The following is a 26710-nucleotide window of genomic DNA, read 5'->3' as shown; positions in this document are numbered from 1 at the left end:
TGCCGCACCCTGCTGCGCCATGACATTGCCCAATTTGCACCAAATCGGTGCAACAGTGGGCTACGATGCAATGGCGCCACGCCATTTCCACCATCTGCAACAAGGCAATAGCACGAGCGGCGCGCCTTTCAGAAGGCTGGCCCGGTAATTGCTTGATGCTGGGCCAGATGCATACAAGTGGTAGCGCCCAGATGAAACACCCTCCTCCATCCCCGTTCTTTTCCGGCCTGGAATATCTCGATGCGGCCATCGTGGCGGTACGCAAGAATGGCGAAGTGGCCTACTTCAACCCGGCCGCTGCCGACCTGCTCGGCCTCAAGGACGAAGAGCTGGGGCTGACGCTGTCTGCCTGCCTGGCACCGGAAAGCCCGCTGGTGCAGGCCGTGGTCACCGCGCTGGGCGACAACATCAGCATTACCGAGCACGAGCTGCTGATGCTGACCGCACACGGCGAGGTGTATGTGTCGCTGTGTGCCACGCCGATCGAATCCGAGCACGCCGACGCGCTGCTGGAAGTACGCCAGATCGATCAGCAACGCCGCATTGCCAACGAAGAACGCCTGCAGGCACAGCAACAGGCCAACCGCGAACTGATCCGCAATCTGGCACACGAAATCAAGAACCCGCTGGGCGGCATCCGTGGTGCGGCGCAATTGCTGTCTGCCGAGCTGGCCGATGCACAGCTCAAGGAATACACGCAGGTCATCATCGAGGAATCGCAGCGCCTGCAGGGCCTGCTGGACCGGCTGTTGACGCCGCACCGGCTGCCCAAATTGTCGGAACTGAGCATCCACGAAGTGCTGGAGCGCGTACGCAGCCTGGTGCTGGCCGAAACGCCCAATGGCCTGGCGGTGCGCCGCGACTATGACACCAGCCTGCCCGGCTTGATCGGTGACCGCGAGCAACTGATCCAGGCCACGCTCAACGTGGTGCGCAACGCCGTGCAAGCCATGTCCGGCATTGGCGAAGTCATCCTGAAAACCCGCATCACGCGGCAGGCCACGCTCAACCGCAAGCGCTTCCCGCTGGCCATCATGGTGCAGATCATCGACAACGGCCCCGGCATCCCCGAGGCGCTGAAAGAGACGCTGTTCTACCCGCTCGTGTCCGGCCGGCCGGGCGGCACCGGCATCGGCCTGCATCTGGCGCACACCTACATCAGCCAGCACCACGGCGCGATCGAATTCGACAGCCGCCCGGGTTACACCTGTTTCACCATCATGTTGCCGCTCAATGGCTGGCAAACCCAAACTGCATCGGAGAAAGCATGAGCAACGTCTGGGTTATCGACGATGACCGATCCATCCGCTGGGTGTTCGAAAAAGTCCTGACGCGCGAAGGCATCGCCCACAATACCTTTTCCTCGGCCACCGAGGCGCTGGAGCGCCTGCGCCGCGAGGTCCCGTCCGCCGTGGTGTGCGACATCCGCATGCCGGGCGAATCGGGCCTGACCTTCCTGGAGCTGGTCAAGCAACAGCACCCCGATCTGCCGGTCATCATCATGACCGCGCATTCCGATCTGGAAAGCGCCGTGGCCGCCTTCCAGGGCGGCGCATTCGAATACCTGCCCAAGCCCTTCGACGTCGATCAGGCCGTAGCGCTGGTGCAGCGCGCACTGGCCGAGGGCGAACGCCAGCACGCCGAAGAGGCTGCACCGCTGGAAACGCCGGACATCCTCGGTCAGGCGCCGGCGATGCAAGATGTGTTCCGCGCCATTGGCCGCCTGTCGCAATCGGCCGCCACGGTGATGATCACCGGCGAATCGGGCAGCGGCAAGGAGCTGGTGGCGCGCGCGCTGCACCGCCACAGCCCGCGCAGCAGCAAGCCCTTCATTGCCATCAACACGGCTGCCATTCCCAAGGACTTGCTTGAATCGGAGCTGTTCGGCCACGAGCGCGGCTCGTTCACCGGTGCCGAGGCGCGCCGCCAAGGCCGCTTCGAGCAGGCCGAGGGCGGCACCCTGTTCCTTGATGAAATCGGCGACATGCCGGCCGACCTGCAAACGCGCTTGCTGCGTGTGCTGTCGGATGGTTTTTATTACCGCGTCGGCGGCCACCAACCCATCCGCGCCAATGTGCGCGTGATTGCCGCCACGCACCAGAATCTGGAAGAACACGTCAAGCTGGGCCGCTTTCGCGAGGACCTGTTCCATCGCCTCAACGTCATTCGCCTGCGCCTGCCTGCACTGCGCGAGCGCCCGCAGGACATCCCGCTGCTGGCCCGCCACTTCCTCACCCGCAGCGCGCAGGAGCTGGGCGTAGACCCCAAGCGGCTGAGCGACGACGCCATGGCGCGCCTTACCGCCTTTTCCTTCCCCGGTAACGTGCGCCAGCTGGAGAACCTGTGCCACTGGATGACGGTCATGGCGCCCGGCGCCGTGGTCGAGGCCAACGACCTGCCGCCCGAAGTGAGCGAAACACCGCAAGGCAGCGGCGCGCCGTTGAGCTTTGGCGACTGGCGCTCGGCACTGGCCGAAGAAATCGGCAGCCGGCTGGCGCGCGGCGATCTGCGCGTGCTGGACGACATCGTGCCCGCCTTCGAGCGCACGGTGATCGAGCGCGCACTGGCCCACACCGGTGGCAAGCGCATCGAAGCCGCCGAGCTCTTGGGGTGGGGCCGCAACACGCTGACGCGCAAGATCCAGGAATTGGGCATGGACAGCCGTTGAGCGCCTTTTATGCACCCTCGACCGTCATCTCCGGGTAAACCGGCATCAAGCACCCGGCACAGCCAGGCGCCCACCGCTTGTTGAGGGTGAAGTAACGGCGCTCGCTGATGGATTCCACGCCCCCGCCCTCGCGAGGGAGCCTCGCTACGCTCGTCAGTGGCACGAATCGGGTCTTTGAAAATCAAGCGTTCGGGTGCCTGACAGGCGCCACGGCAGAGCTGCCGCCTGGCCTGCCACCCGCGACGGAAACCCGCCGGGTTTCCGTACTTCGGGCGCGGTTCCTGCCCATGGTTTGCATCAAGCATCTGACAGCCAGATAATCCACCTACCAAGTCGGCTGTAATGGCATTTCTCGCGGAAGCGGTTAGACTGTCCGCCTACGTCGAGACCCGGAACGGCCATGCAAGCAACCCTGACCCTGGACGCCGGCCGCGCAGTGATTGCGCTGGTGGGCAACTTCACTTATGAAGCGCACCGCGAATTCAAGCAAGTCACCACTGCAGCCGTCGCTGCAGAAGGCGTAACCGAGCTGGATATCGACTTCGATCAGGTGGTCTATATGGATTCGGCAGCGCTGGGCATGCTGCTGCTGCTGAACGAGCGTGCCGCCGGCCGCAAGATCAAGCTGAGCAACTGTCGCGGCACAGTCAAATCGGTGCTGGACATCGCCAATTTCGGCAAGATTTTCCAGATCAATTAACGCCAGGCTGCGTGCGCCAGGCAGGCCGGACTTGCACCGGCCTGTTGCCTTTGTGGCGCAGGCAGGCGTATCGCAACTATCATCAGCATTGCGGCGCCATCGCCGCTCTTGCGCAGGATGCTGCAATGCTGAAACTCGCCACGCCCCTGCTCGCCCTGCTGGTTTCGACCAGCGTGATGGCCAGCAGCTATACCGATGCAGTGAGCCGCTGCCTTGCCGACAACACCACCGGGCGTGACCGCAAGGATCTGGCGGCCTGGATCTACGGCATCATGTCCGCCCATCCCTATGTGCGCGAGACCTTCAACGCCCCGGCCGTAGACCGCAAGGCCATCACCCAGCGCGCCGGTGCGCTCTATACCCGCCTGATTGCCGAGAGCTGCCGCAACGAGTTCAAGGCTGCGCTGGACGCCGAGGGGCTGGACACCACCAGAACCGCCTTCCGCTATCTGGGTGAGCTGGCGATGACCGAGCTGATGAGCGACGCTGCAGTCAAAAAAGCCATGGGCGAGATCGAATACACGGTCGATACCAAGCGGCTGGAAGCAGCGCTGAAATAGGCCGCCGCCGGCCGGGGCGGCAAGCCGGACAGCGGTACTAGCGCAGCCAGAGCGTGGCCAGCAAACCGGCCAGCAGCACGGCAATGGCCGCCAGCAGCCAGTTGCGCTTTTTCTGCTCCCACATCAGGCCGCGATAGCCGTGCACCAGTAGCTCGGTGGGGTTCTGTGCGGTCAGCTCGGCCAGCTTGCGCGGCAGGGTGGGCAACAGCGCGGCCCATTGCGGCACTTCCTGCTTGAGGTTGCGCCACATGCCCCGCCAGCCGATCTGCTCGTTCATCCACCGTTGCAGGAACGGTTTGGCCGTTTGCCACAGATCCAGATCGGGGTCGAGCTGACGCCCCAGCCCTTCGATATTCAGCAGCGTTTTTTGTAGCAGCACCAGCTGCGGCTGGATTTCGACATTGAAGCGGCGACTGGTTTCGAACAGACGCAGCAGCACCTGGCCGAACGAGATTTGCGAAATCGGCTTGTCAAAAATCGGCTCGCACACGGTACGGATGGCCGCTTCCAGCTCTTCGGCGCGGGTATCCTTGGGCACCCAGCCCGATTCGATATGCGCGGTGGCCACACGGTGGTAATCGCGGTTGAAGAAAGCGAGGAAGTTGATCGCCAGATACTGCTTGTCGCGCTCGGACAGCGTGCCGACGATGCCGAAATCCAGCGCGATATAACGATTGTCGGCGGCGACGAAGATATTGCCCGGATGCATATCGGCATGGAAAAAGCCGTCGCGGAACACCTGGGTGAAGAAGATTTCCACGCCAAAGCGGCTGAGCTTTTTCAGGTCGATGCCGGCGGCACGCAATTCGTCGATGCGGCTGATGGGAATGCCGTCCATCCATTCCAGCGTCAGCACCTCGCGGCTGGTCCAGTCGTAGAACACCTCGGGCACCAGCAACTGATCGGAATTGAGGAAATTGCGCCGCAGCTGGCTGGCATTGCCGGCCTCGATCATCAGGTCCAGTTCATCGTGCAGGTATTTGTCGAACTCGGCCACTACCTCGCGCGGCTTCAGCCGCTTGCCGTCGGCAAACAGCCGCTCGACCAGCCCGGCCATCACGCGCATCAGCGCCAGATCGGATTCGATCACCGGCAGGATATCAGGGCGCAATACCTTGACCGCCACATCGCGCGCGCCGTGGGCGCCATCGTCATGCAGGCGGGCACGGTGCACCTGCGCAATCGATGCGGACGCCACCGGCGTCAGCTCGAACTCGGCATACAGCTCGGCCAGCGGGCGGCCCAGGCTGCGCTCGATGACGGCAACGGCAATTTCGGTCGGGAACGGCGGCACCTGATCCTGCAGCCGGGCCAGCTCGTCAGCGATATCCAGCGACAGCAGATCGCGCCGGGTAGACAGCACCTGGCCAAACTTGACGAAGATGGGGCCGAGGTCTTCCAGCGCCAGCCGCAGGCGTTCGCCACGCGGCCGGGTGAGCGAGCGCCAGAAGAACAGCGCCCGCAGCAAACGGCGCAGGCCATGCACGCGCTCGTGGCCGAGCAGGAATTCATCCAGCCCGTAGCGAACCACGACACGGGCAATCTTGATTAAACGAAACAAACGCATCAGACGGTTTTCTGCTCTAGCAGCGCAAGGCGTTGCGCCAGCCGCGCCACGTCGTCGCGCAGGGTATCCACTTCGCTGCAATAGCGATCCACCGCCGGCCGGTTGGCCAGCAGCGGGGCCTCATCGCGCCAGTATTCAACCAGGTGCACCAGCATGCGCGAGGCAATGGCGCCCGGGATACCGCCAACGATACCGGCCAGCCACACCAGCCGCTGCGCGGCTACATCGCCGATCAGTTGCGACAATTCCTCGGCCGCATCCCAGCGCACCTGCCCCAGTACGCGACCGATGCCGGCAGCCAGCTCGGCATCGCCGCTCATCTGCAGGCGTTTCTGTGCCGCCACGCGATCAACCAGCAAGGTGATGAAGAAGGCAGTCGACAGCGTGAGCGTGGCTTCCGGCTCGGCCTCGCTGGCCAGCCACACGCCATCCGCACCGACTTGCAGGGTAGCCTGCAGCACGGGAAAGGTGAGGCGGATGGCACGCCCCTGAAAGCGGGTCAGCTCGGCTCGGGCGGGCGCGTCGTGTTCGAACAGGTGATTGAGCAGTCTGGCCAGCATGGCGTGCCTCAGGCCTTGATGCCCTTGTGCAGCGCCACCACACCGGCGCTCATGTTGTGATAGTCTGCACGAATGAAACCGGCATCCAGCATCATCTGCTTGAGTGTTTCCTGGTCCGGGTGCATGCGGATGGATTCGGCCAGATATTGGTACGAGTCGGCATCGTTGGCTACCAGCTTGCCCATGAAGGGCAGCAGCTTGAACGAATACAGGTCATACGCGGGCTTGAGCGGCGTCCACACCTTGGAGAACTCCAGCACCAGCAGCCGGCCACCGGGCTTGAGCACGCGGTGCATTTCCTTGAGCGCGCCGTCCTTGTGCGTCATGTTGCGCAGGCCGAAGGCGACCGACACGATATCGAAGTAATTGTCCGGGAACGGCAGCTTTTCGGCATCGCACTGCGCTACCGGGGTGGCAATGCCCTTGTCCAGCAGGCGATCACGCCCGACCGACAGCATGGAGCTGTTGATGTCGGTCAGCCAGACCTGGCCGGTCTTGCCGACCTTTTTGGCAAATGCCTTGGACAGATCGCCGGTACCGCCAGCAATGTCGAGTACCTTGTCGCCCGGCTTGGCGCCGCTGGTTTCGATGGTGAAGAACTTCCAGGCGCGGTGCAGGCCGGCGCTCATCAGGTCATTCATCACATCGTATTTCTGTGCCACCGAGTGGAACACTTCGGCGACTTTCTGCGCCTTGTCGGATTCGTTGACGGTCTTGAAGCCGAAATGGGTCTGGTTATCGGACATGGTGTGCCTTTTCAATCGCGTGATGCACCGGCTGCCGCCAGTCGATGCAGATAATCCTGCCAGCGGGCGGCTTGCTCACGCCCCAGCGCATGGAGGTAATCCCAGGAATACAGCCCGGAATCGTGGCCATCGTCGAACACCAGCTTCACGGCGTAATGGCCGACCTGCACGATGTCGACGATGTTGACGTTGCGCTTGCCAGTCTGCAGCGTGCCCGGCCCGGCACCGTGGCCGCGCACTTCCGCCGACGGCGAATAAACACGCAAATATTCGCATGGCAGTGAAAAACGGCTGCCGTCATCGAAGGCAATATCGAGCAGGCGCGAACTTTGATGTAACTGAATTTCAACGGGGAGCGGCGTCGCCGCATTCAAGCCAGCCATGGTTTTCGCGGGGTTGGGGTTCAGAATCGAATGATAACGCGCGCGGGCAAGTGCCGGATACCTCACAATGCAGCACGACTTGTCATATTAGGTTCACAATGAAGTACTAATCTCGCAACAAATTTCAAAATTGTGAGCCTCCCATGCCTGCCAATATCCTGCTCGTTGAAGATGAACCGGCCATCCAGGAACTGATCGCCTTCAACCTGACGCAAGCCGGGCACCATGTGATGCGCGCCGATTCGGCCGAATCCGCCCAGCACATCGTGCGCAACGCGCTGCCCGACCTGATCCTGCTGGACTGGATGCTGCCCGGCATGACCGGCATTGAGCTGGCCAAGAAGCTGCGTGCCGAAGAGCGCACCAAGACCATCCCGCTCATCATGCTGACCGCACGCAGCGATGAACAGGACAAGATTACCGGCCTTGATACCGGCGCCGATGATTACATCACCAAGCCGTTCAGCCCGCGTGAACTGCAGGCCCGCATCAAGGCCGTGCTGCGCCGCCGCGCGCCGCAGGTGACCGACGATCTGGTGGAAGTACAGGGACTGAAGCTGGACCCGACCACCCACCGCGTGACCGGCAACGGCGAGCACATCGACTTGGGCCCGACCGAATTCCGCCTGCTGCATTACTTCATGACGCACCCGGAGCGTGTACACTCGCGCGCCCAGCTGCTCGATCAGGTGTGGGGCGACCATGTCTTCGTCGAAGAACGTACCGTCGACGTGCACATCCGCCGCCTGCGCTCGGCGCTGGAAGCCACCAATTTCGACCGTTTGATCCAGACGGTGCGTGGCACCGGCTACCGCCTTTCGGCACAGTAAACGTCACAGGCTGAACCCGCGTTAAAGCCGGATCGCCCAACAATGCGGCTGGCAGGCCCGACAGCTTGCCACCCACCCATCTCGGTTGAAATCCATGCTCTGGCTGCGCTCGATTATTTACTACCTGATCATCACGCTGATCGCGCTGATGATAGGCGCGGTGCATGGCACGATCTGGGCATTGGGCTTTGCGCTGATCGTGGTTGCGGCAGCCTTGCTGTTCCACCTGTACAACCTGGGCCGTCTTTACCAGTGGGCGCAGCAGCCGCGCGTGGAAAACGTGCCGCAAAGCTATTTGCTGTGGCAGGACGTCTTCGACAAGTTCTACGACCAGGTGCGGCTGCAGAAAAAGCAGCAGGACAGGCTGGCCAATACGCTGGAGCGCTTCACCAGCGCCGGCGAGGCACTGCCGGACGGCGTGATCATTCTGGATGAACACGACCGCATCGAATGGTGCAACCAGGCCGCCAGCCTGCATCTGGGCATCGACCGCATTGCCGACGTCTGGCAGGTGGTGACCAATATCCTGCGCCAGCCCAGCCTGCGTGAATACCTGCGCACGCAGGATTTTGCCCACCCGCTGCAATTGCGCACTACCCGACCGACCGAGCAGGTGTTGTCCGTCCAGCTGGTCCCGTTTGATTCGACGAGGAAACTCCTCTTGAGCCGCGATATCACCCAGCTTGATCGCGTGCAGACCGTCCATCGCGACTTCATCGCCAACGTGTCGCACGAACTGCGCACGCCGCTGACCGTGGTCGGCGGCTTCATCGAAACCATGATCGACATCCCCGATCTGGATGCCGCCACACGCTCGCAGCAGCTGCAGTTGATGTACGAGCAGACCCAGCGCATGCAGCGACTGGTGGAAGACCTGCTCACGCTGTCCAAGCTGGAAAACGGCCAGCAGCTGCGCGAAGAGGAGGTGGACGTGCCGCAGCTGATGCGCCTGCTGGCGGCCGAGGCCGAAGGCTTGTCGCAGGGACGCCACCAGATCAAGATCGGCAGCATTGCGCCGGCACGGCTGATCGGCAACCACGATGAACTGCACTCGGCATTCGGCAACCTGGTGTCAAACGCCATCCGCTACACCCCGGCCGGCGGCACCATTACCCTGCATTGGCGCGCCGAGGGCGAGCATGGCTGCTTCGGCGTCGAGGATACCGGCATCGGCATCGCGCCCGAGCACATCCCGCGCCTGACCGAGCGTTTCTACCGCGTCGATCGCGGCCGCTCGCGCGCGACCGGCGGCACCGGGCTGGGGCTGGCCATCGTCAAACACATCCTGCAGCGCCATCAAGCGCAAATGGTGATCCGCTCCCGGCTGGGCGAGGGCAGCGAATTCTCGGTGAAGTTTCCGGCGCAGCGCTTGCTGACCGATTAAAGACAAGGCCACCCATGCGGTGGCCTTTTTTTGACTTGGCGCAGTAAATACCGGCATTCATTGCACTTTGCGCGTGCAGGATGTCAAACTCTCACATCTTCCCGATTTCCGGGCTTTGACGTCCCACATACGAGGTGCATGCAATGAGTAGAATCGCCGCCATCAAACCCTTAGGACAACGCATCTGGCTGGACAACCTGTCTCGTGGCCTGCTGCAATCGGGCGAGCTGCAAAAGCTGCTCGACGAGGATGCGATTGCCGGCGTGACGTCCAACCCGGCGATCTTCTACAAGTCGATCTCGAGCGACCCGCTCTACGCCGCCGACCTGGCCGCCCTCAAGGCGCAAAACCTGAGCGCTGAACAGCGCTACGAAGCACTGGTGATCCCGGACATCCAGGCCACCTGCGACCTGAACCTGCCGCAATACAAGTCCAGCGAAGGCCTGGACGGCTACGTGAGCCTGGAAGTATCGCCTTACCTCGCCAACGACGCACAAGGCACCGTCGACAACGCCAAGCGCCTGTGGGCCGCGGTGAACCGCCCGAACGCCATGATCAAGGTCCCGGCCACCCATGCCGGCATCCTGGCCTTCGAGCAGCTGATTGCCGCCGGCATCAACGTCAACATCACGCTGATGTTCAGCCTGAAGCAGACCGACGACGTGCTGACCGCCTACATCCGCGGTCTGGAAGCCCGTCAGGCCGCCGGCGAGCCGATCGGCCACGTGCGTGCGGTTGCATCGGTGTTCCTGTCGCGCGTTGACGTACTGCTGGACAAGCAACTGGAAACCATCGGCAGCCCGGAAGCACTGGCACTGCGCGGCAAGAGCGCGATCGCCTTCGTCAAGGTGGCGTACGAGCACTACAAGCAACTGTTCCACGGCACCCGCTTTGCCAAGCTGCAAGCCGCAGGTGCGCATCCGCAGCGCCTGCTGTGGGCGTCGACCGGCACCAAGAACCCGGCCTACCGTGACGTGCTGTATGTGGAAGAACTGATCGGCCCGGAAACCGTCAACACCGTACCGGATGCCACCCTGAACGCCTTCCGCGACCATGGCGAAGCGGCCAACAAGCTGGAAACCGGCACCGCCGAAGCCATCCAGACACTGGCTGCCCTGCGCAAGCTGGGTATCGACTTCAACAGCGTTGGCGAACAACTGCAAGTCGATGGCCTCAAGCTGTTCGACGAAGCGTTCGACAAGCTGCTGGAACTGACCAAGTAACCGGTCGCCAGGACAGCAAAAAGGCCAATCTGCGGATTGGCCTTTTTATTTGCCCTAAGCCGCTGCGTTGCCCGTCATCTCGATTTGACCGTGAGCAGCAAGCTGGCTATTTCACGCTGATTGGCTGCCTCGAATGCGGCCTGATAGTCGCGATTGGCAAAAGAGAATCTGATCGACGTCACCATGCCCGAGAAAAACTCGCGTCTGACCTCGACGACGCGCACCGGCTGATAGTAGCTCGCCTGCCCTGTGCGCGGTCTGGCACGCCAATGCACGAAGGCCGTCACGCCGGCAGTCATCAACAGCGACAAAGGCAGCAGCCCGTACTTGAGCAGCAAAGGGTTCTCCAGTACCTGATCACCCAGCACGATCAGTGACGCCGCCGACATGGCAAAGGCCAGCAGAAATACCAGCATCCAATGCACGGCACTTCTGGGGCGTCGCCTTGCCGAAGGTGCACAAGCATCACAAAACGGCAGCCGCAACTGGAAAGTCAGCTCGCTGCCACCGCCAAACAAATAAGTAGTACGCCGCGTATCTTGATCCAGCATCAGCAGCCCCTGCGCGCACCCGCAATTGCAGCACATGTGCTTGGGAAAACGGTAGGTCAGCCCTTGCTTGAAATGAAGCGGCCGTTTTTGCACCTGCATGTTGCCTGACTCCCTGAGGCCCAGTCACCACGATAACAGCGTGCAGCCTTGTCGGCACCACGCCAGCCCTCGCTATTGCATGCCGCGTACGAGCAAGACCCAATAAAAAAGGGCAGGCCCGAGGCCTGCCCTTCAAACCGGTTGTAACCGGTGTTATTGCTGTATTACTGCACGCCGGCCGGCAGGTTCGGATATTCCTGCTTCAGCGAGTACTTTACACCGCCAATGGTGACTGTGTAGTTCGACGGACCCGAGATCGGCAGTTGGTAGTTCAGGGTCAGGTCAACCGATGCCCACGGAGCCAGCGATTGCCACGACGGGATCGCAAACTGCACGTGGTTGAAGTTGGCCTTGAAACCACCGACGTTGTTCGGACCGCTGTAGCCAGCATTGGTCACCTTCAAGCCGTAGCCCGATTGGTCGCTCATGTTGGACGGAGCCGAAACCGGATAGTCAAACTCGATCACGGTGCCGCCGGGCAAAGTAGCCCCAGTTGCATTGGTTACGGTCATTACCGGATTGATCGGATAGTTCTGGTCACCCAGCTTCCAGCCACCCAGAGTAACTCGTACGTCAGCGGTTGTTGCCGGCATGGCGGTCTCGGCGCGCTTGTTGCCATAGGCGCTGGCTGCGGTGAACTTGTTGTACAAGTCAGTCGTCAGCGTTGTGCCCATAAAGTACTCGCCCTTGCCACCATTGCGGGTAGCATCCCAAGCGTAGTCACCGGCCATTTCCCAGATCATCGCGCCGCCAATACCGTTGCTGACGATGTAGTCGGCCTTGGCATTGATCGATTGCTCGGTTTCGGTCGAGATGAACACCTTCTTGGTGGCGTTCCACAGCCACGGAGCAACCAGGGTGCTGCTGTAGTTCGGCGCGTAGGTGCCGACGATGGTCTTGTCGGTCACCTTGTAGGCGTCCAGATAGCTCGGGACGATGCCGTTCTGCAGGTTCAGCGCGTGCCACAGCGGGTTACCGCCGCCCGGCACCGGGTTGCCGTTAGCGTCGAGGTCGTACCAGATGTTGTCGATGCCAACCGCACCCTGGCCGCAAGTTGCTACGCCGGCGCAAGTGGTGGTCGAGCTGACAGTACCGGTGGTGCCCCACAGGCCGTTGGTGCCGCCGGTCACGTTCTGCCAGCCGCGGGTGTAGTACGGCAGGCCGATGTTGATACGGCCGGCTTGCATTGCACCGCGGTAGTAGCGATAAGCCCAGTCGGTATTCAGATAGCCGATACCCTGGAACTGGTAGGCGTTGCCGGCCTTCAGTTCTGCGTCGTTGCCATCGTCGAACAGCGCAGCGTTCGGGCCAACATACTGGTTCCAGCCGCCGTGCAGGTCATACGACATCAGGCTGGCGTAGTCCAGGTATTGCAGGATGGACAGGTTTTCTTCGCCACGCAGGATCCAGCCCGAAGCCGAACCAGCGATGGTGAGCATGTAGTACTTGTTGTCCTGCACCGACGCAAAGTCCAGCTTCTGACGAAGTGTTTGCATCAGCACGTTGTAGCTCTTCATCAGGCCGGCCAGACGCGGCTTGGAGTACTGGAAGTCCAGCGGGTTGCCGGCTTCGTTGTTGGTGGTCGGATGTTCGTAGTCGATATCCACGCCGTCGAAGAACGGATACTGACGCAGGAAGGCCACCACCGAATCAGCCAGCGTGTTGATGCCGTTAACATTAACCGAACCGTCCGCATTAGTGGTCGCGGTATAGAAACCGGTACCGCCAGCCCAGCCGCCGATCGACATCATCAGCTTCACGCCCGGGTGCAGCTTTTTCTGTTGCGCGAACAGGTTGAAGTGGCCCTTGTACGGCAGGCTGCCGTCCATGGTCACGCCAGCAATCGCCGGCTTGCCATCGGAACCGTCCCACACCATATCGGTATCCGGATTGCCGGCGCCCGAACCAATGGAGATCTTGTAGGTGTTCTTGTCAACGGCAGCGAAGGCGTAGTTGATGTGCGAAACCTTGTCCCACGGCAGGTTGTTCACCAGGTAAGCCGGCGAACCATCCTTGCCGGTACGCCAGGTGGCGAAGTAACCCACGATACGGCGTTTCAGGCCATTCGGCAGCACTTCACGGCCATTCGCATCGTAAACCTGGCAGTACGGAACCTTGAAGCCTTGGCTAACACTGCTGATCAGGCCGTCAGGCTGGCAGTCTGCGCCCGGTACGGTGGTCGGAACCGGGGTAGCTGTCGGCTTCGGAGTAGCGGTCGGTGCCGGTGTAGCAGTCGGAACCGGAGTCGAAGTAGGAACCGGAGTGCCGGTAACCGGGACCGGAGTAGCGGTCGGCTTCGGTGTTGCGGTCGGAACCGGTGTCGAAGTCGGAACCGGGGTGCCGGTAACCGGAACCGGAGTCGCTGTCGGCTTCGGTGTGGCTGTCGGGGCCGGGGTTGCTGTCGGCACCGGCGTAGCTGTCGGAGCGGTCGTCACGCCGCCGCAGGGGCCGTTGTCGGTCCACGGCTGGCCGTCACCATTGCTCGACGACGGGATGTTGTTCTGTGTCCACCACTTGGCGGTGTAGTTGCGACCGTTGTAGGTCACTTGTGCGCCGCCGTTATAGGCGGTGCCGCTGTTCCATGCCTGATAGCAGCCGGTGTTCGGAACCGGGGTCGCTGTCGGGGCCGGAGTAGCCGTCGGCTTCGGGGTAGCGGTCGGCGCGCTGGTAACCGGAACCGGCGTAGCGGTCGGGGCCGGGGTAGCAGTCGGTGTCGTACCGGTGCTCACGCCCAGATCTTTCCACAGTGTCGGGGTGGAGGACGGCGTCCAGCCAGCGCCAACATAAGCGGTGTGGGTAACGAGGGCTTGGTAGTCGTGGCCGTTGTAGCTCACGTAGGTGCCGGCGGTATAAGTGTTGCCTTCCTGCCATGCCGGATAAGCGGCATAAGCGTGAACAGCAACCAGCGCAGCCGGGATCACCGCGAGGGCGAAGCGTTGCATCATGGTATTAGTCTCCTCCAACCTTGGAATTGGCATTGTTTGTGCACCGTAAGTGGTCTTGGTGCGCATGGCCACCTTGCAATATTCCGGAAAGGAAATTGTTTTCGGTGGCACACAAACCGGTTTGGACTCACAAAAACCGGTTCAGGCAACCTGATTAGCAGATACCGCCAAAAGCTTGTCAAGCGCACTGCCCCACACCTCGGGGCGAGATGTAGGCCCTGTAACCAACTACATACAAACTCGACTACACAATTACCAAGCGTCCCCTTGTTGCAACGCAACATTACAAAAGGACATCCTTAGTAAAAATGCGACCTGCAGTCACATTTGTTTGCTTTGCAGCACATCATTAGCCACCCCTGATGTAAGTAGTTCTCCTGATGTCTTGTAGTTTTTCGTCAAAAAAAATTGTTGAAAACAACAAAAAAGTTCCAGATTGGTGCGGTAAAAATCACCAGGGTACTGTAGCCACCCACCCATTTCTTTCATGTGATTTACGATTTTCAAGCCGTTTTTTTAAGCCATGTGTGCACGAGCCTCGGCACCAACTTGGCGCAAGCCGCATTTGCCGCGCGTGGACTGGCTGTCAGAGACTGGTCTTGGCCGACAGTGGCAGAAGTCGTCTTGAAGCCGGCAGTGGCATCTGTTACAACTTCTCATCCAGGAAATTGCCGCCATGTTGATTCGTAAACTGTTCAAGTTTGAAAACGCGCACATCGTGCGCAACTGTTCCAGCGACCGCTGCCGCCGCTCCATCCACGGCCACAGCTACAAGGTCGAGGTACTGCTGGAAGCGCACGCGCTGGATCATGGCCAGATGGTGTATGACTTCGGCCTGATGAAGGGCACGATCAAGGACGTGATCGATGCGTTCGACCATGCGATCTGTTTCTGGGACAAAGACGACGCCGAGTACATCCGGCTGTGCAAGGAATTTTCGGCTCGCTGGATCGCACTGCCGGTGTCGCCATCGGCCGAGCAGTTTGCCCGGCTGTTCTTCGTGCTGATCGATGCCATTCTCAAGCAGACCGTGATGAAGAATGGTGAGGCCGATGTGCTGCTGCACTCGGTGATCGCGCACGAGACCGATACCGGCTATGCGCAAGCCTTCCGCGACGATGCATACAACCCGCGCATGGGCAGCATCGCACTGGCGGATATCGTGTTCTCGGATCAGGTGCGTGCCGAATGGGGCGACCCGCAGCTATATGACAAACTGCAGTCCGGCACGCCATTGGTCAACCCGGACGTCACGCTGCAGGTAAAGATTTAGCCGCTGTCACACGGGGGCAAGAATCCCTCGCGTCCTGCAGCGGATTACAACTGGCCCTGTTGTCGTGGCCAGAGCATGCGCAACAGGATCAGGATGGCGCCGTATGGCCACAGATCACCAATCACCGCAGCCAGGCCTGAAAAGTGCATCAGGTGGCCGTAGTGCCAGCGGAACAACGGCAAGGTGGCCGACATCTGCGGCGTGAGCGGCCATGCCCAACTCACCGCGGCTGCGGCCGCCAGCGACAGCACACCCAGAAATGCGCGCAAGCGCCACTGCAAGCGCCACAGCCCCCACAACAGCAAGGCGCCGGCGACGCCGCCCACGATGATGTTGCGGTTGATCCAGCTGAAAAACTGCGCCGGCTGCAGCAACATGCCGGCAAACGCCAGCTTCACCAGCAGGCCAACCAGCAGGGTGATGCGAATGGCGGCCGGGATCTCGCGCGCATGCCGCATCAGCGTCGCCACAAACAGCGCCACACCGATCATCTGCAGCATCATGCCGCCACCTTCCAGCAGGCGCAGAAACAGCTCGGCATTGGCAATCGGCGAATCAAACGGCTGCGGCAGGCCGCGTGCCTCTACCACCACGCCCAGAAAGGGCACGGTTGGATCGAACTGGGTAACGAACCATAGCACCAGCCACACAACGCCCCATTCCACCGCGCTACCCTCGCGCAAATGGCTGTAGCGCAGGATTTGCCAGCGCCGCTGCCAGCGCCGGCTGGACAGCAGCAGTGCCAGCACGCCGCCAATCAGCGCGCCGAAGCCGTTGCTGAGAATATCCATGTTCGACGCCACGCGGCCGGGAATGAACTGCTGCACAAACTCCACCCCGCACGACAGCACCGTGCCGGCCAGCGCCCCCAGCAACCACGACAGACTGCGCGGCCAAACGCTCAGCGCCACCGCGGTACCGATGGGGATATAGGCCAGCACGTTCACCAGGTTATCGAACAGGGTGAAGTAATACGGCAGCGGATAGGTATAGAAGGCGAACACCGGCTCGCCAGTGAAACGCCAGCCGGTAAACGGATAAAAGCTGACCACCAGCACCAGCAGCAGATAGCAGGCGAGGAAAAAGCGCGACACGCGCGACGGGGCAACGTCACGGGCAAGATAGGCGATGGGAGGAAAGGCACGCATCGTCGGTCTGGTCACTTCTTCGGTTGGGCAATCGATCCGGCAAAAAAAAAGGGGCAGCGCAAGCTGCCCCTCATTCTAACCCGGAGCGCGCCCGGGTAAGCTCATACTTACTTGGCTGTTTTCACTTCAGTCCACAGCTTGTTCAGGTCGCGCAGGTCCTTGCCTTCCAGCGCGTTCAGCTGTTGCAGACCCTTCATTGCAGCCGCATCCGGGAACACGGCGCTGATCTTCTGGATATCCGGCTGCACGAACTTGGCCGCAGCTGCGTTCGGGTTGCCCGAGCCGATCATGTTGGTCAGGTCGGCCGAGTTCTTGCCGTCCAGCATGAAGTTGATGAACTTGTGTGCCAGGTCCGGGCGCGGCGCGTTCTTCAGCACCATCATGTTGTCCACCGACAGGGTGTTGCCTTGTTTCTGCAGGCCAAAGGCAATACCGAACGGGCGCTTGGCAGCGTGCGCATCGCTATTGGCCTGGAACATGTCGTTCGAATAACCATGGGCGATCCAGATATTGCCCAGGGTCAGCTCCTTGATATAGCTCTGGCCATTGAAGGCAGCCCAGTACTTTTTGGCGGTCTTGATGGTGTCGGCAGCTTTCTTCCACTCTTCGCGCTTGGTCGAATTGGCCGAGTAGCCGTTGTACATCAGCGCAGCGGCAAACACTTCGCGGCTGTCATCCAGCACGGTGACCTTGCCCTTCACCTTTTCCAGCACCTTCGGATCGAAAATGATGGACCAGTCGCTCGGGTCGATGCCCAGTTCCTTGATCTTCTTGTCGTTGTAGCCAACCAGCGTGGTGGTGAAGGCATAAGGCACCGACACCTTGTTGCCCTGGTCATACCACGGGTTCTGGAACGACGCGTTCACGTTCTTGAAGTTGGGCAGTTTGGATTTGTCGAGCGGCTGCACCAGGTTCTGCTTCACCAGCGGCGGAATGGCAAAACCGGTCGGCACCACGATGTCATAACCCTTGGCGCCGGCGGTCAGCTTGGCCAGCATCTCTTCCATGGCGCCGTAGTAGTCCTGCACCACCTTGCACTTGCACTCGGCCTCGAAGCGCTTGACCGTTTCCGGCGCAATGTAGTTGTTCCAGTTGTATACGTGCAACACGTCTTCTGCGTGTGCAGCACCGGCAGCCAGACACAAGGCCAGCAACAGCTTTTTCATCGCTCTATCCATCCCAGAAAGTGAACAAAAACCCATAAAAACCAACGCGGCAGCGCTGCACCGCATCATTCGCCAGCAATTATGCCCTAATGGTCTAACCGGGCAAGGCGCGGCAGACCGGTAACGCATGAGCTCGGCATATGGTCGACTTGGCGATATCAAAAGCGTGAGAAAAGCCCCCCCACTTCTCTTGGGCACAAATCAAATCCCTCATCAAAACCCGGCAGCCAGAAAGCAACGAAGCACCCGCACCTCGCGCGGCAAGCAATGCAACTGCTTATTTCCTGTTCCCTTCTTTTTTCTGACAAAATAAGTCAATATATTTTCATGCAGGCATGGCTCTCCGCGTGGTCGCCCCCACATGCAGCCCAGCGAGTTTTGCCTACCGCCGTGGTAAATCGGCACCTCAACACAACCCCAAGAGATGAGCCAGGTGGAATTCTCTTCGTCAGAACTTAAAACCATACTTCACTCGAAGCGGGCCAACCTCTATTACCTTGAGCACTGCCGCTTGCTGGTTAACGGGGGCAGGGTCGAATACGTCACCGAGCAAGGCAGCGAATCGCTTTACTGGAATATCCCCATCGCCAATACCACGTCGATATTGCTGGGGACTGGCACCTCCATCACCCAGGCTGCCATGCGAGAACTGGCCAAGGCTGGCGTGCTGGTTGGCTTTTGCGGCGGTGGCGGCAGCCCGCTGTTTGCGACAACCGAGGTAGAGCCTGCCGTCTCCTGGCTGACATCACAAAGCGAATACCGCCCCACCGAATACCTCCAACAGTGGGTCAGCTTCTGGTTTGACGACCAGCAGCGCCTGAATGCAGCAATCCGGTTTCAGCACATCCGCATCGCAACCATACGCAAGCGCTGGCTGGATGCCCGTATGCGGCGAGATCAAGCATTTGAAGTAAACGCCCAGCAACTTGAGCAGATACTCGATCAATTTGCCTCGCGGCTGGGGCAATGCGGCAACAGCAACGACGTGCTGGCCCTGGAAGCATCCATGACCAAGGCGCTTTACAAGCTGGTTGCCCACACAGTCGGCTTTGGCGATTTCACGCGCGCCAAAAACGGCAGTGGTATCGATCAGGCCAACCGTTTCCTCGATCACGGCAACTATCTGGCCTATGGATTGGCTGCAACAGCATGCTGGGTGCTGGGGCTACCCCACGGGCTGGCCGTACTGCATGGCAAAACACGGCGCGGCGGCCTGGTATTCGATGTTGCCGACCTGATCAAGGACGCAGTCGTTTTACCTTATGCCTTCATCGCCGCCATGGCGGGGGATGAAGAACAGGATTATCGCAATCGCGTCATCAACGCGCTGCAAAAGGCAGATGCGCTGGACCTGATGATCGAATCGCTGCAAAGCGTAGCCGGGCAGCTCGGGACAAAGTCGTGCAAATCCTGCTGATTTCGGAGTGCAGCAAACAGGCGCTGACCGAAACCCGCCGTGTCATCGATCAGTTTGCCGAGCGCATGGGACGCCGCACTTGGCAAACAGCCATTACCAATGATGGCCTGCTGATGCTGCGCAAGCTGCTGCGGCGCACCGCCCGCAAGAACACCGCCGTGGCCTGCCACTGGATCAAGACCAATGGGCAAACCGAATTGCTCTGGCTGGTTGGCAATGCCAGGCGTTTCAACGATCAAGGCCGCGTGCCGACCAACACGACCCGGCAAAGCATCATCACCAACCGGCATGAAAGCAGCTGGCAAACCGCCGAAGTGATTGCGCTGCTGGCCAGCATTGCCGGCCTGTTCCATGACTTTGGCAAAGCCAACCGGCTGTTTCAGCGCAAGTTGCAACCCGGCGCAGCAAAACATCATGAGCCGTTGCGGCATGAATGGGTCTCGCTCTGCCTGTTTGCCGCATTTGTCGATCAGCAAGATGATGCTGCGTGGCTGCTGCGGCTGGCCAATGCAGCCCCCGGTGATGAAACCTTGCTGTTGAACGCCTTGGCACGCATGCCGCTTGCCCACCGCCAAGGGCCAGGGCCCTTGAGCCAGCTGCACGGGTTGGCGCGCGCGATAGGCTGGTTGATCGTTACGCACCACAAACTACCCGCTTCTCACCCGCATCATGCCAAGCCCGATCTTGAAAAAGCCTGCATAGAAGGCGGGCGTTTTGACGCCGGCTGGATTTCCCCGCAAAGCTGCGACGCGGGCTGGACAACGCAGGACTGGGCAGACATATGGTGCTTTGATCATGGCACCCCGCTACGCAGCCACAGTTGGTGTGCAAAAGCCCGACAGATCGGCAGCCGGGCACTGAAAGCCCCTCACCTTGCCAACAAGGACTGGCTGCAGGAGGACCCTTTTTCCGTCCATCTGGCGCGCATGTCGCTCATGCTCGCAGACCACAGCTATTCGGCGGGGCCGGCGCAAGCCAAGTGGCAAGATGCCGCCTATCAGGCATGGGCCAACACTGCCATCGACAAGGACACCGGCCAGCGACACCTCAAGCAGAAGCTGGATGAGCACAATGCCGGGGTAGGCCATAACGCGCTATTGCTGGCCAGAAGACTGCCGCAATTACAACGGCAACTACCGGCAATCAGCCGGCACCGCGAGCTGAAAAAACGCACTACCGCCGCAGCCTATCAATGGCAGAACAAAGCCTTTGATCTGGCACGCCAGCTTGCTCAGCCAGCCAGGCAGCAAGGCTTTTTTGGCATCAACATGGCCTCGACCGGCTGCGGCAAGACCTTTGCCAACGCCCGCATCATGTATGGCCTGGCCGACGAGCAACGAGGTTGCCGATTCAGCGTGGCACTGGGCCTGCGCACCCTGACCCTGCAAACCGGCGATGCGCTGCGGCAGCGCCTGCAACTGGATAGTGACGAACTGGCCGTCTTGATCGGCTCGCAAGCGGTGCTGGCATTGCACGAGCTGAACAAAACAGAACAAGGGGCCGACACATCCGCCGCCGCAAGCGGATCGGAATCCGGCGCGGCCTTGATCGACGATAGCCAGCACGTGTACTACGACGGCACGCTGGACGATGGCCCGCTGCAACACTGGCTCAAACAATCAGGCAAGCTGCACGAACTGCTCAGCGCCCCTGTGCTGGTCAGCACCATTGATCACCTGATCCCCGCCACCGAAGGCACACGTGGCGGCCAGCAGATTGCCCCCATGCTGCGCCTGCTCACGGCGGATCTGGTGCTCGACGAACCGGACGACTTCGATATCAGCGACCTGCCCGCGCTATGCCGGCTAGTGCACTGGGCCGGCATGCTGGGCGCACGCGTGCTGCTGTCATCTGCCACCTTGCCACCCGCACTGGTCGCAGCATTGTTCGAGGCCTACCAACACGGCAGGCGTCACTATGACAAGGCATGTGGCAACGGGCAGCCAGACCTCGGCGTCTGTTGTGCATGGTTCGACGAATTTGGCTGCACCAGCGCCATGGCTGCTGAACGCGCGGCATTCCGCACCGCGCATGATCAGTTTGTTGCCAAACGCGTCAGCACCCTCGCAAAACAGCCACCACTGCGGTTGGGGCAATTGCTGCCGATCGGCATGCCCGCCGGCAAGCGCGACCGGGAGGTTTTTCAAACCGTTGCGCAGGCCTTGCATCCGGCAATCTGGCAACTGCATCGGCAACATCACGACATTGCGCCCGGCAGCGACAAAACGCTCTCTCTGGGTTTGATCCGCATGGCCAACATCAACCCGCTGGTGGCAGTGAGCCAGTTGTTGCTGCAAATACCGCCGCCCGATGACTGCCAGCTGCACTTTTGCGTTTACCACAGCCAGTATCCACTGATCGTGCGCTCGCATATCGAAGCCCGGCTGGATACCACGCTAAACCGGCGCGACCCGGCCAGTTTATGGCAGATACCCGAGATACACACCGCACTGACAACGCATGCAGCCACGCACCACGCATTCATCGTGCTCGCGACATCCGTTGCGGAAGTCGGCCGGGATCATGATTACAGCTGGGCCATTGCCGAGCCCTCGTCGATGCGTTCGCTGATCCAGCTGGCCGGCCGCATTCAACGCCACCGGCAACAGCAGCCCACCACACCCAATCTGCTGATCTGGTCACGCAGCATCAAAGCATTGCTTGGGGAGAAATTGGCTTACTGGCAGCCGGGATTTGAATCAAAAAGCCTGCAGCTCAAGCGCCACGATCTGGAAACCATTTTGCCGGCCGAGCACTACCAGCGCATCAGCGCCAAGCCACGGGTACAGCTACCGGCCAAGACCAACACCGAAACCGACCTGGTTGGGCTGGAGCATTTGCAGCTGGTGTACACGCTGTTTGGCGGCAAAACCGGGCATGAATATGAAGACTGCCATGCAGCGCGCTGGTGGCAGCAACAGCCGGGCCTGCACTGGTGCGCCGAACACCAGCACCGCACCCGCTTTCGCAAATCAGCGCCGGACGTGGGCTATGTGCTGTTGCTGGACGACAACGGCGAAACCCTGCGCTTCCACGAACGCACCGACGACGGCGAGTTGCTGCCACGGGAATCGGAATTTCAATGGGCTGATTTCTCGCCTGCCGCAGGCAATCGTGTTTGGCTGGCGCAGGACATCATGCCCCTCCTGAACGGTGTGGCCGAGCGGATGGATCAATCTGTTTCCACGATCTGCCAGCGCTTCACCGAACTGAGGCTGGATGAGCGGAAAAGTACTGACACATCGCGATGGTCTTATCACCCAGCGCTGGGAGTATGGAAGGCTTAGCCAAGAAGCTAAAAACGACCATTTGCCCTTGCGAGCAAATGATCGCGACAGAAGCTACCTATGCGATAGAAAAAAGACGATGCGAGAAACCATGACTGCTCCCCTGCGTACTGAGATCACAAACTACGTCCAAGCGCGTAAAGACGCCAAGCTGGACAAACTGCAAAAAGACCGCGAAGCCGCTCGCAAAAACGCCGGCACCGATCTAGTTGCAATTGAAGTTCTTGAAGCCAGCTTCGCCCAAGCCAGTTCAGCGCTCCAAGAGCGATTCGAAGCCGCCAACTGGCTAGATGATGCAGCAAACCGCGCAGCGCAAATCAAACTGGTCAGCCACGCACTGAAATACACACATAGCGATGCGAAAGGCACCAGCCTCAAGGCGGCCCCGCAGTCTGTTGCAGACGGCTACCTGACCAGCGCACAGCTTGCCGATCTGCAGCTGGATGTGGTCGGCAACGCGGCAGCACTCGACGTAGCCAACCTGCTGTTGCTCAGCGCAGATGGCAAATCACTGATCGCCCGACTACTGGCGGAGGGTGATGCAACCGCACTCAAGCCATTTGCCAAAGATGACGCACAACTGCAGCGCTGGGTAGCGGGGTTTACCCAAGCGTTGCAGCTTGATGGGGCGGCCTCGCATCGGCTGGCCAAGCAGCTGTACTTTCCGGTAGGCGACAACGAGTACCACCTGCTGGGCCCGCTGTTTGCTACCTCGCTATACCACGGTTTGCATGGCCGCATCAGTGACGCGCGCTTTGGCGATACGGCCAAAGAAGCACGCAAGGCAAGTAAACAGAAGCAGCACCACCCTGCAATCGTGCAGGATTACCCCAACCTCGCGGTGCAAACCTTCGGTGGTTCAAAGCCCCAAAATCTCAGCTTGCTCAACAGCCAGCGCGGTGGGCGGGCTTATCTGCTCTGCAGCCGGCCGCCCACATGGCAAAGCCGGTTGAAGCCACCAGCAAGCGGTGAAGCCTTTTGGGGGCAATACACCGACAAGGTGCGCGAATTGCTGGCCGAGCTGCGCAGCTTTTTGGTCAGCGTACAGGACGCCACCAGCACGCTCGCGATCCGCGATCACCGCAAAACGCTGGTGGCGGCACTGATAGGCGAGCTGCACCAACTCGCCGCCAGCTACCAGCACCTGGCCCCCGGCTGGAGCAGCAACACGAATCTACCCCTGGAAATGCAATGCTGGCTGGATCTGCAACGCGATGACCCCGCCTTTCTGGACGAGCGCGCACGGCGCGACTGGCAGGCCAAAGTGGCCAACCGCTTTGCGCTCTGGCTCAACAACAACCTTCACCATGAGAAATTGCAAATGGGTGATGTAGAGCATGGCGAATGGAGCAGGCTGTTGAGGCGCGAACTACTGCTACTCCGTGAAGACCTGGAGGTACTGGCATGAAAGCCATATTGCAACTGAGCCGTCTGCGGATAGAAAACGCCAATGCCATTACCGGCTGCACATGGGGCTTTCCGGGCATCAGTCACTTCCTGGGCTTTGTACATGCCCTGTCACGCAAGCTGAATGCCCAGTGCGGCGTGCAATTGGGCGGCTGCGCGGTGATTTGCCACGATCATCAGGTGCAGGCGCACCAGCCCGGCGGCTGGGAATGGGTATTTGCCTTGACGCGCAACCCGCTGACCAAGGATGGCAATACAGCCCCGTTCAATGAAGAAGGGCGCATGCATCTGACCGTCAGCCTGCTGATCGAGTGCGAGTTTGATGCGGACAATCTGGCGTTGGGGGGCGAAAACCGCCATGAAAACACACAGCGCTTTGAACAGCTGATCGCCAGCTTGATCCCCTTGCAGCGTCTGGCCGGCGGCACATTGACCAGCCACGGCCAGATCCGCTTTACCGAACTTGGCGCTGATGACGCCCAAAAAAAAGCCACTGTGCGGCGCATGCTGTGGCGCTTGCTGCCCGGGTTCGCGCTGATAGAAAGACGAGACCTGCTGAGCGAACACCATCAGCAGTGCCTGAAGCAACAAGCTGATGCCACGCTGCTCGATAGCCTGCTGGATTTTGTGGTGCTCAAGCAGGCCGCGCAAGCAGACCCGGATGGCAAGGTGGAATGGCAGCGCATACCCAAGCCCGAGGCTGGCTATCTGGTGCCCATCAGTGTGGGCTATCAGGCTATTTCGCCGCTATACGCACCGGGCGAGGTCAGCAACAGCCGCGATCCTGCCGTGCCTTTCCGCTTTGTTGAATCCGCCTACACCCTGGGTGAGTGGCGCAGCCCGCATCGCTTTGACGACCTGACGCCGCTGCTCTGGCGCTACCTGCATGTTGATGATTTGTATGTGTGCCGGAACGCGCACGAGGCAATACCCATGGAAACCGATATTTCATCTTTGTTTTAAGGAGCATCAGCATGGCCAAGAGTGAACTGAAGACCGCATCGGTGCTTGCTTTCGAGCGCAAGCTGGCTAATTCCGACGCCTTGCTTTATGCGGGCAACTGGACCGACCGCAATGACCCGACCGCATGGCAACCCATCGGCATCCAGAGCAAGGATGTGCGCGGCACCATCTCCAACCGACTGAAAAACCCCATTGCCAACGACCCCGCCAAGCTGGATGCAGAAATCCAGAAGCCCAACCTGCAGCGCGTCGACATTGCCGCCCTGCCCTTTGATGCCAACACCCTCTGCGTGCGCTTCAGCCTGCGCGTGCTGGGCAATCTGGCCACGCCATCGGCCTGCAATGACCCGGCCTATCAAGCTGCACTGGCAAAAACCATCAACGACTATGCCGACAGCCACGGCTTTGGCGAGCTGGCCGCGCGCTATGCCGCCAACCTGGCCAATGGCCGCTTTCTGTGGCGCAACCGCGTGGGGGCAGAAGCGGTGGAGGTTCGCATTACCCAGCTGGTTAACCAGCAGGCTGCCGCAAGCTGGGTATTTGACGGGCTGGCCATCAGCACGCGCGAATTCGCAGCGCCAACCGGTGACCTGGCCACTCTTGCAGACATCATCAAGCAGGGCCTGCAGGGCAGCCACTTTGTGCTGCTGCAAGTCGAAGCCTTTGTGCACCTCGGCGCCGGGCAGGAGGTATTCCCATCGCAAGAGCTGGTACTGGATAACGGGCGCGACAGCACCAAAAGCAAATACCTGTACCACGTGCGCGATGTGGCCGCGTTGCACTCGCAAAAGGTGGGCAACGCCCTGCGCACCGTAGATACCTGGTACCCCGGCGCAGAAGAGCAAGGGCCAATCGCGGTTGAACCGTATGGCTCGGTGACCAATCGCGGCACCGCCTACCGCCAGCCCAAAGAAAAACAGGACTTTTATACGCTGCTGGATAACTGGGTGCTGAAGCAACAAGCACCAGACCCGGCACAGCAGCACTATGTGATTGCCACGCTGATCCGTGGCGGTGTATTTGGCGAAAAGGCAGATTGAGGCAGCGCCATGGATCACTATCTGGATATTCGCCTCTGGACCGATCCCGATCTGGCACTGGGCACCGTCGAACTGATGAACACCCTCTTTGCCAAGTTGCACCGCCATTTGGGGCAAACGGCCAATGGCCGTATTGGCATCAGCTTTCCCAACCATGGCAAGCTGCTTGGTGATGCATTGCGGCTGCACGGCAACCGGCAAGACTTGCAGCAATTGATGGCAGACAACTGGCTGCAAGGGCTGCGCGATCTGACACGTATTGCCGCCATCAGCCCGGTACCGGATCAGGCCAGCCACCGGATCGTGCGGCGCGTGCAGGCCAAAAGCGCCCACAACAAACGGCTGCGCTCGGTACGCAAAGGCTGGCTAACCGAGACCGAAGCCCAAACTACGATCCCGGATGATCAACAAAAGCCCCTGCCCTTTCCGTACGCCGAGCTGCAAAGCAAATCGAACGGCAACCTGATGCGGGTTTACATCCAGCACGGCCCCGAACAGCCAGAGCCGGTGGCTGGCATTTTCACCGCATACGGGCTGAGCAGCACGGCCACCATACCGTGGTTCTGATTTAACCCTTTTTTCTGCCCCTCGCGGCAAGCCGCTAAAAAACGGGGCTTCTGCGGTGGGGGAGAAAAAAGGGCGCAGGCCCGAGAAATACAACAAGTTCTTTAACAATCAATAGATTGGAATCAAATCGCTACAGTTCGCTGCCGCACAGGCAGCTCAGAAAAAAACCGCGAAAACTGTGTGGCGAATTTGATCGTTCGCTGCCGCACAGGCAGCTCAGAAAAGC

22 protein-coding genes are annotated in these 26710 nt (G+C 60.4%); 14 read left to right on the top strand and 8 right to left on the bottom strand.

All coding sequences use genetic code 11. The features are described 5' to 3' along the window. The first annotated feature begins 191 nt into the window (after nt 1-191). The 4 genes from glnL to B9A19_RS02125 all read left to right on the top strand — a co-directional run bounded on the left by glnL (nt 192) and on the right by B9A19_RS02125 (nt 3928). The gene (gene glnL / locus B9A19_RS02140) at nt 192-1271 is read left to right on the top strand and encodes a nitrogen regulation protein NR(II) (RefSeq protein WP_084088900.1); all 1080 of its coding nucleotides are present in this window, start codon (nt 192-194) and stop codon (nt 1269-1271) included. Beyond that, nucleotides 1268-2668, top strand: a complete 1401-nt coding sequence (ntrC, locus tag B9A19_RS02135) for a nitrogen regulation protein NR(I) (RefSeq protein WP_084088899.1) — start codon at nt 1268-1270, stop codon at nt 2666-2668. The genes glnL and ntrC overlap by 4 nt, the downstream gene beginning before the upstream one ends. Before the next feature lie 400 nt (nt 2669-3068). Beyond that, nucleotides 3069-3368 (top strand): STAS domain-containing protein, encoded by a 300-nt coding sequence (locus B9A19_RS02130; protein WP_139798598.1) that lies wholly within the window; start codon nt 3069-3071, stop codon nt 3366-3368. Between the two features lie 125 nt (nt 3369-3493). Further along, the gene (locus B9A19_RS02125; protein WP_139798597.1) at nt 3494-3928 is read left to right on the top strand and encodes a hypothetical protein; all 435 of its coding nucleotides are present in this window, start codon (nt 3494-3496) and stop codon (nt 3926-3928) included. Between the two features lie 37 nt (nt 3929-3965). Here the strand turns inward: B9A19_RS02125 and ubiB are convergent, their stop codons facing one another. Genes ubiB through B9A19_RS02105 form a run of 4 tightly spaced genes read right to left on the bottom strand, consistent with a single transcriptional unit; the run spans nt 3966 to nt 7184 of the window. Next, nucleotides 3966-5495: a ubiquinone biosynthesis regulatory protein kinase UbiB gene (gene ubiB, locus B9A19_RS02120; RefSeq protein WP_084088897.1), complete on the bottom strand. Its 1530-nt coding sequence runs from the start codon at nt 5493-5495 to the stop codon at nt 3966-3968. Then, the gene (locus tag B9A19_RS02115) at nt 5495-6055 is read right to left on the bottom strand and encodes a ubiquinone biosynthesis accessory factor UbiJ (protein ID WP_084088896.1); all 561 of its coding nucleotides are present in this window, start codon (nt 6053-6055) and stop codon (nt 5495-5497) included. The genes ubiB and B9A19_RS02115 overlap by 1 nt, the downstream gene beginning before the upstream one ends. Before the next feature lie 8 nt (nt 6056-6063). Continuing rightward, on the bottom strand, nt 6064-6801 hold the full coding sequence (ubiE, locus tag B9A19_RS02110) for a bifunctional demethylmenaquinone methyltransferase/2-methoxy-6-polyprenyl-1,4-benzoquinol methylase UbiE (protein ID WP_084088895.1): 738 nt from the start codon (nt 6799-6801) through the stop codon (nt 6064-6066). An 11-nt stretch (nt 6802-6812) separates the two neighbouring features. Continuing rightward, nucleotides 6813-7184 (bottom strand): gamma-butyrobetaine hydroxylase family protein, encoded by a 372-nt coding sequence (locus tag B9A19_RS02105; protein ID WP_084088894.1) that lies wholly within the window; start codon nt 7182-7184, stop codon nt 6813-6815. Between the two features lie 143 nt (nt 7185-7327). On the opposite strand from B9A19_RS02105, the gene phoB reads away from it, so the two are divergent. The 3 genes from phoB to tal all read left to right on the top strand — a co-directional run bounded on the left by phoB (nt 7328) and on the right by tal (nt 10621). Then, on the top strand, nt 7328-8014 hold the full coding sequence (gene phoB / locus B9A19_RS02100) for a phosphate regulon transcriptional regulator PhoB (RefSeq protein WP_084088893.1): 687 nt from the start codon (nt 7328-7330) through the stop codon (nt 8012-8014). Between the two features lie 94 nt (nt 8015-8108). Beyond that, entirely contained in the window at nt 8109-9398 is a 1290-nt protein-coding gene (gene phoR, locus B9A19_RS02095; protein ID WP_084088892.1) for a phosphate regulon sensor histidine kinase PhoR, read from the top strand. A gap of 143 nt (nt 9399-9541) precedes the next feature. Next, nucleotides 9542-10621 carry a transaldolase gene (gene tal, locus B9A19_RS02090; RefSeq protein WP_084088891.1) on the top strand — a complete coding sequence of 360 codons (1080 nt, stop codon included), beginning with the start codon at nt 9542-9544 and terminating at the stop codon, nt 10619-10621. 74 nt (nt 10622-10695) lie between these two features. On the opposite strand, the gene B9A19_RS21935 is transcribed toward tal, so the two are convergent. Together B9A19_RS21935 and B9A19_RS02080 are read right to left on the bottom strand one after the other, a co-directional pair. After that, nucleotides 10696-11037: a hypothetical protein gene (locus B9A19_RS21935; RefSeq protein WP_139798596.1), complete on the bottom strand. Its 342-nt coding sequence runs from the start codon at nt 11035-11037 to the stop codon at nt 10696-10698. A 398-nt stretch (nt 11038-11435) separates the two neighbouring features. Further along, nucleotides 11436-14216: a chitinase C-terminal domain-containing protein gene (locus tag B9A19_RS02080; protein WP_084088889.1), complete on the bottom strand. Its 2781-nt coding sequence runs from the start codon at nt 14214-14216 to the stop codon at nt 11436-11438. A gap of 676 nt (nt 14217-14892) precedes the next feature. Between B9A19_RS02080 and B9A19_RS02075 the strand changes: the two genes are divergently transcribed. Next, complete coding sequence (locus B9A19_RS02075) at nt 14893-15489, top strand: 6-pyruvoyl trahydropterin synthase family protein (protein WP_084088888.1); 597 nt, start codon at nt 14893-14895, stop codon at nt 15487-15489. Between the two features lie 44 nt (nt 15490-15533). Here the strand turns inward: B9A19_RS02075 and B9A19_RS02070 are convergent, their stop codons facing one another. After that, the gene (locus B9A19_RS02070) at nt 15534-16637 is read right to left on the bottom strand and encodes a VanZ family protein (protein WP_084088887.1); all 1104 of its coding nucleotides are present in this window, start codon (nt 16635-16637) and stop codon (nt 15534-15536) included. Nucleotides 16638-16744: 107 nt separating this feature from the next. Then, a complete protein-coding gene (locus B9A19_RS02065) occupies nt 16745-17803 on the bottom strand; it encodes a polyamine ABC transporter substrate-binding protein (protein ID WP_084088886.1) in 1059 nt (352 codons plus the stop codon). Between the two features lie 424 nt (nt 17804-18227). On the opposite strand from B9A19_RS02065, the gene cas1f reads away from it, so the two are divergent. The 6 genes from cas1f to cas6f are packed head-to-tail and all read left to right on the top strand — an operon-like array spanning nt 18228 to nt 26484. Beyond that, nucleotides 18228-19220, top strand: coding sequence for a type I-F CRISPR-associated endonuclease Cas1f (gene cas1f / locus B9A19_RS02060; protein WP_084088885.1), 993 nt, complete (start codon nt 18228-18230; stop codon nt 19218-19220). Next, the gene (gene cas3f / locus B9A19_RS02055; RefSeq protein WP_084088884.1) at nt 19205-22507 is read left to right on the top strand and encodes a type I-F CRISPR-associated helicase Cas3f; all 3303 of its coding nucleotides are present in this window, start codon (nt 19205-19207) and stop codon (nt 22505-22507) included. The genes cas1f and cas3f overlap by 16 nt, the downstream gene beginning before the upstream one ends. Next, on the top strand, nt 22440-23915 hold the full coding sequence (csy1, locus tag B9A19_RS02050; RefSeq protein WP_084088883.1) for a type I-F CRISPR-associated protein Csy1: 1476 nt from the start codon (nt 22440-22442) through the stop codon (nt 23913-23915). Before cas3f ends, csy1 begins: the two co-directional genes overlap by 68 nt. Further along, the gene (gene csy2 / locus B9A19_RS02045) at nt 23912-24877 is read left to right on the top strand and encodes a type I-F CRISPR-associated protein Csy2 (protein ID WP_084088882.1); all 966 of its coding nucleotides are present in this window, start codon (nt 23912-23914) and stop codon (nt 24875-24877) included. Before csy1 ends, csy2 begins: the two co-directional genes overlap by 4 nt. Nucleotides 24878-24888: 11 nt before the next feature. Beyond that, entirely contained in the window at nt 24889-25917 is a 1029-nt protein-coding gene (csy3, locus tag B9A19_RS02040) for a type I-F CRISPR-associated protein Csy3 (protein WP_217806955.1), read from the top strand. 9 nt (nt 25918-25926) lie between these two features. Then, entirely contained in the window at nt 25927-26484 is a 558-nt protein-coding gene (gene cas6f / locus B9A19_RS02035) for a type I-F CRISPR-associated endoribonuclease Cas6/Csy4 (RefSeq protein WP_084088881.1), read from the top strand. Nucleotides 26485-26710: the final 226 nt, after the last annotated feature.

It is taken from the genome of Andreprevotia lacus DSM 23236 (assembly GCF_900176275.1).
Lineage (GTDB): Bacteria > Pseudomonadota > Gammaproteobacteria > Burkholderiales > Chitinibacteraceae > Andreprevotia > Andreprevotia lacus.
Note: the sequence above shows the minus strand (reverse complement) of the source record. Positions and strands in the feature narration are given on the sequence as shown.

Coding starts and splice junctions, on each gene's coding strand:
- glnL (WP_084088900.1), top strand. CDS start 192: ATGAAACACCCTCCTCCATCCCCGTTCTTTTCCGGCCTGGAATATCTC.
- ntrC (WP_084088899.1), top strand. CDS start 1,268: ATGAGCAACGTCTGGGTTATCGACGATGACCGATCCATCCGCTGGGTG.
- B9A19_RS02130 (WP_139798598.1), top strand. CDS start 3,069: ATGCAAGCAACCCTGACCCTGGACGCCGGCCGCGCAGTGATTGCGCTG.
- B9A19_RS02125 (WP_139798597.1), top strand. CDS start 3,494: ATGCTGAAACTCGCCACGCCCCTGCTCGCCCTGCTGGTTTCGACCAGC.
- ubiB (WP_084088897.1), bottom strand. CDS start 5,495: ATGCGTTTGTTTCGTTTAATCAAGATTGCCCGTGTCGTGGTTCGCTAC.
- B9A19_RS02115 (WP_084088896.1), bottom strand. CDS start 6,055: ATGCTGGCCAGACTGCTCAATCACCTGTTCGAACACGACGCGCCCGCC.
- ubiE (WP_084088895.1), bottom strand. CDS start 6,801: ATGTCCGATAACCAGACCCATTTCGGCTTCAAGACCGTCAACGAATCC.
- B9A19_RS02105 (WP_084088894.1), bottom strand. CDS start 7,184: ATGGCTGGCTTGAATGCGGCGACGCCGCTCCCCGTTGAAATTCAGTTA.
- phoB (WP_084088893.1), top strand. CDS start 7,328: ATGCCTGCCAATATCCTGCTCGTTGAAGATGAACCGGCCATCCAGGAA.
- phoR (WP_084088892.1), top strand. CDS start 8,109: ATGCTCTGGCTGCGCTCGATTATTTACTACCTGATCATCACGCTGATC.
- tal (WP_084088891.1), top strand. CDS start 9,542: ATGAGTAGAATCGCCGCCATCAAACCCTTAGGACAACGCATCTGGCTG.
- B9A19_RS21935 (WP_139798596.1), bottom strand. CDS start 11,037: ATGCTGGTATTTCTGCTGGCCTTTGCCATGTCGGCGGCGTCACTGATC.
- B9A19_RS02080 (WP_084088889.1), bottom strand. CDS start 14,216: ATGATGCAACGCTTCGCCCTCGCGGTGATCCCGGCTGCGCTGGTTGCT.
- B9A19_RS02075 (WP_084088888.1), top strand. CDS start 14,893: ATGTTGATTCGTAAACTGTTCAAGTTTGAAAACGCGCACATCGTGCGC.
- B9A19_RS02070 (WP_084088887.1), bottom strand. CDS start 16,637: ATGCGTGCCTTTCCTCCCATCGCCTATCTTGCCCGTGACGTTGCCCCG.
- B9A19_RS02065 (WP_084088886.1), bottom strand. CDS start 17,803: ATGAAAAAGCTGTTGCTGGCCTTGTGTCTGGCTGCCGGTGCTGCACAC.
- cas1f (WP_084088885.1), top strand. CDS start 18,228: ATGAGCCAGGTGGAATTCTCTTCGTCAGAACTTAAAACCATACTTCAC.
- csy1 (WP_084088883.1), top strand. CDS start 22,440: ATGAGCGGAAAAGTACTGACACATCGCGATGGTCTTATCACCCAGCGC.
- csy2 (WP_084088882.1), top strand. CDS start 23,912: ATGAAAGCCATATTGCAACTGAGCCGTCTGCGGATAGAAAACGCCAAT.
- csy3 (WP_217806955.1), top strand. CDS start 24,889: ATGGCCAAGAGTGAACTGAAGACCGCATCGGTGCTTGCTTTCGAGCGC.
- cas6f (WP_084088881.1), top strand. CDS start 25,927: ATGGATCACTATCTGGATATTCGCCTCTGGACCGATCCCGATCTGGCA.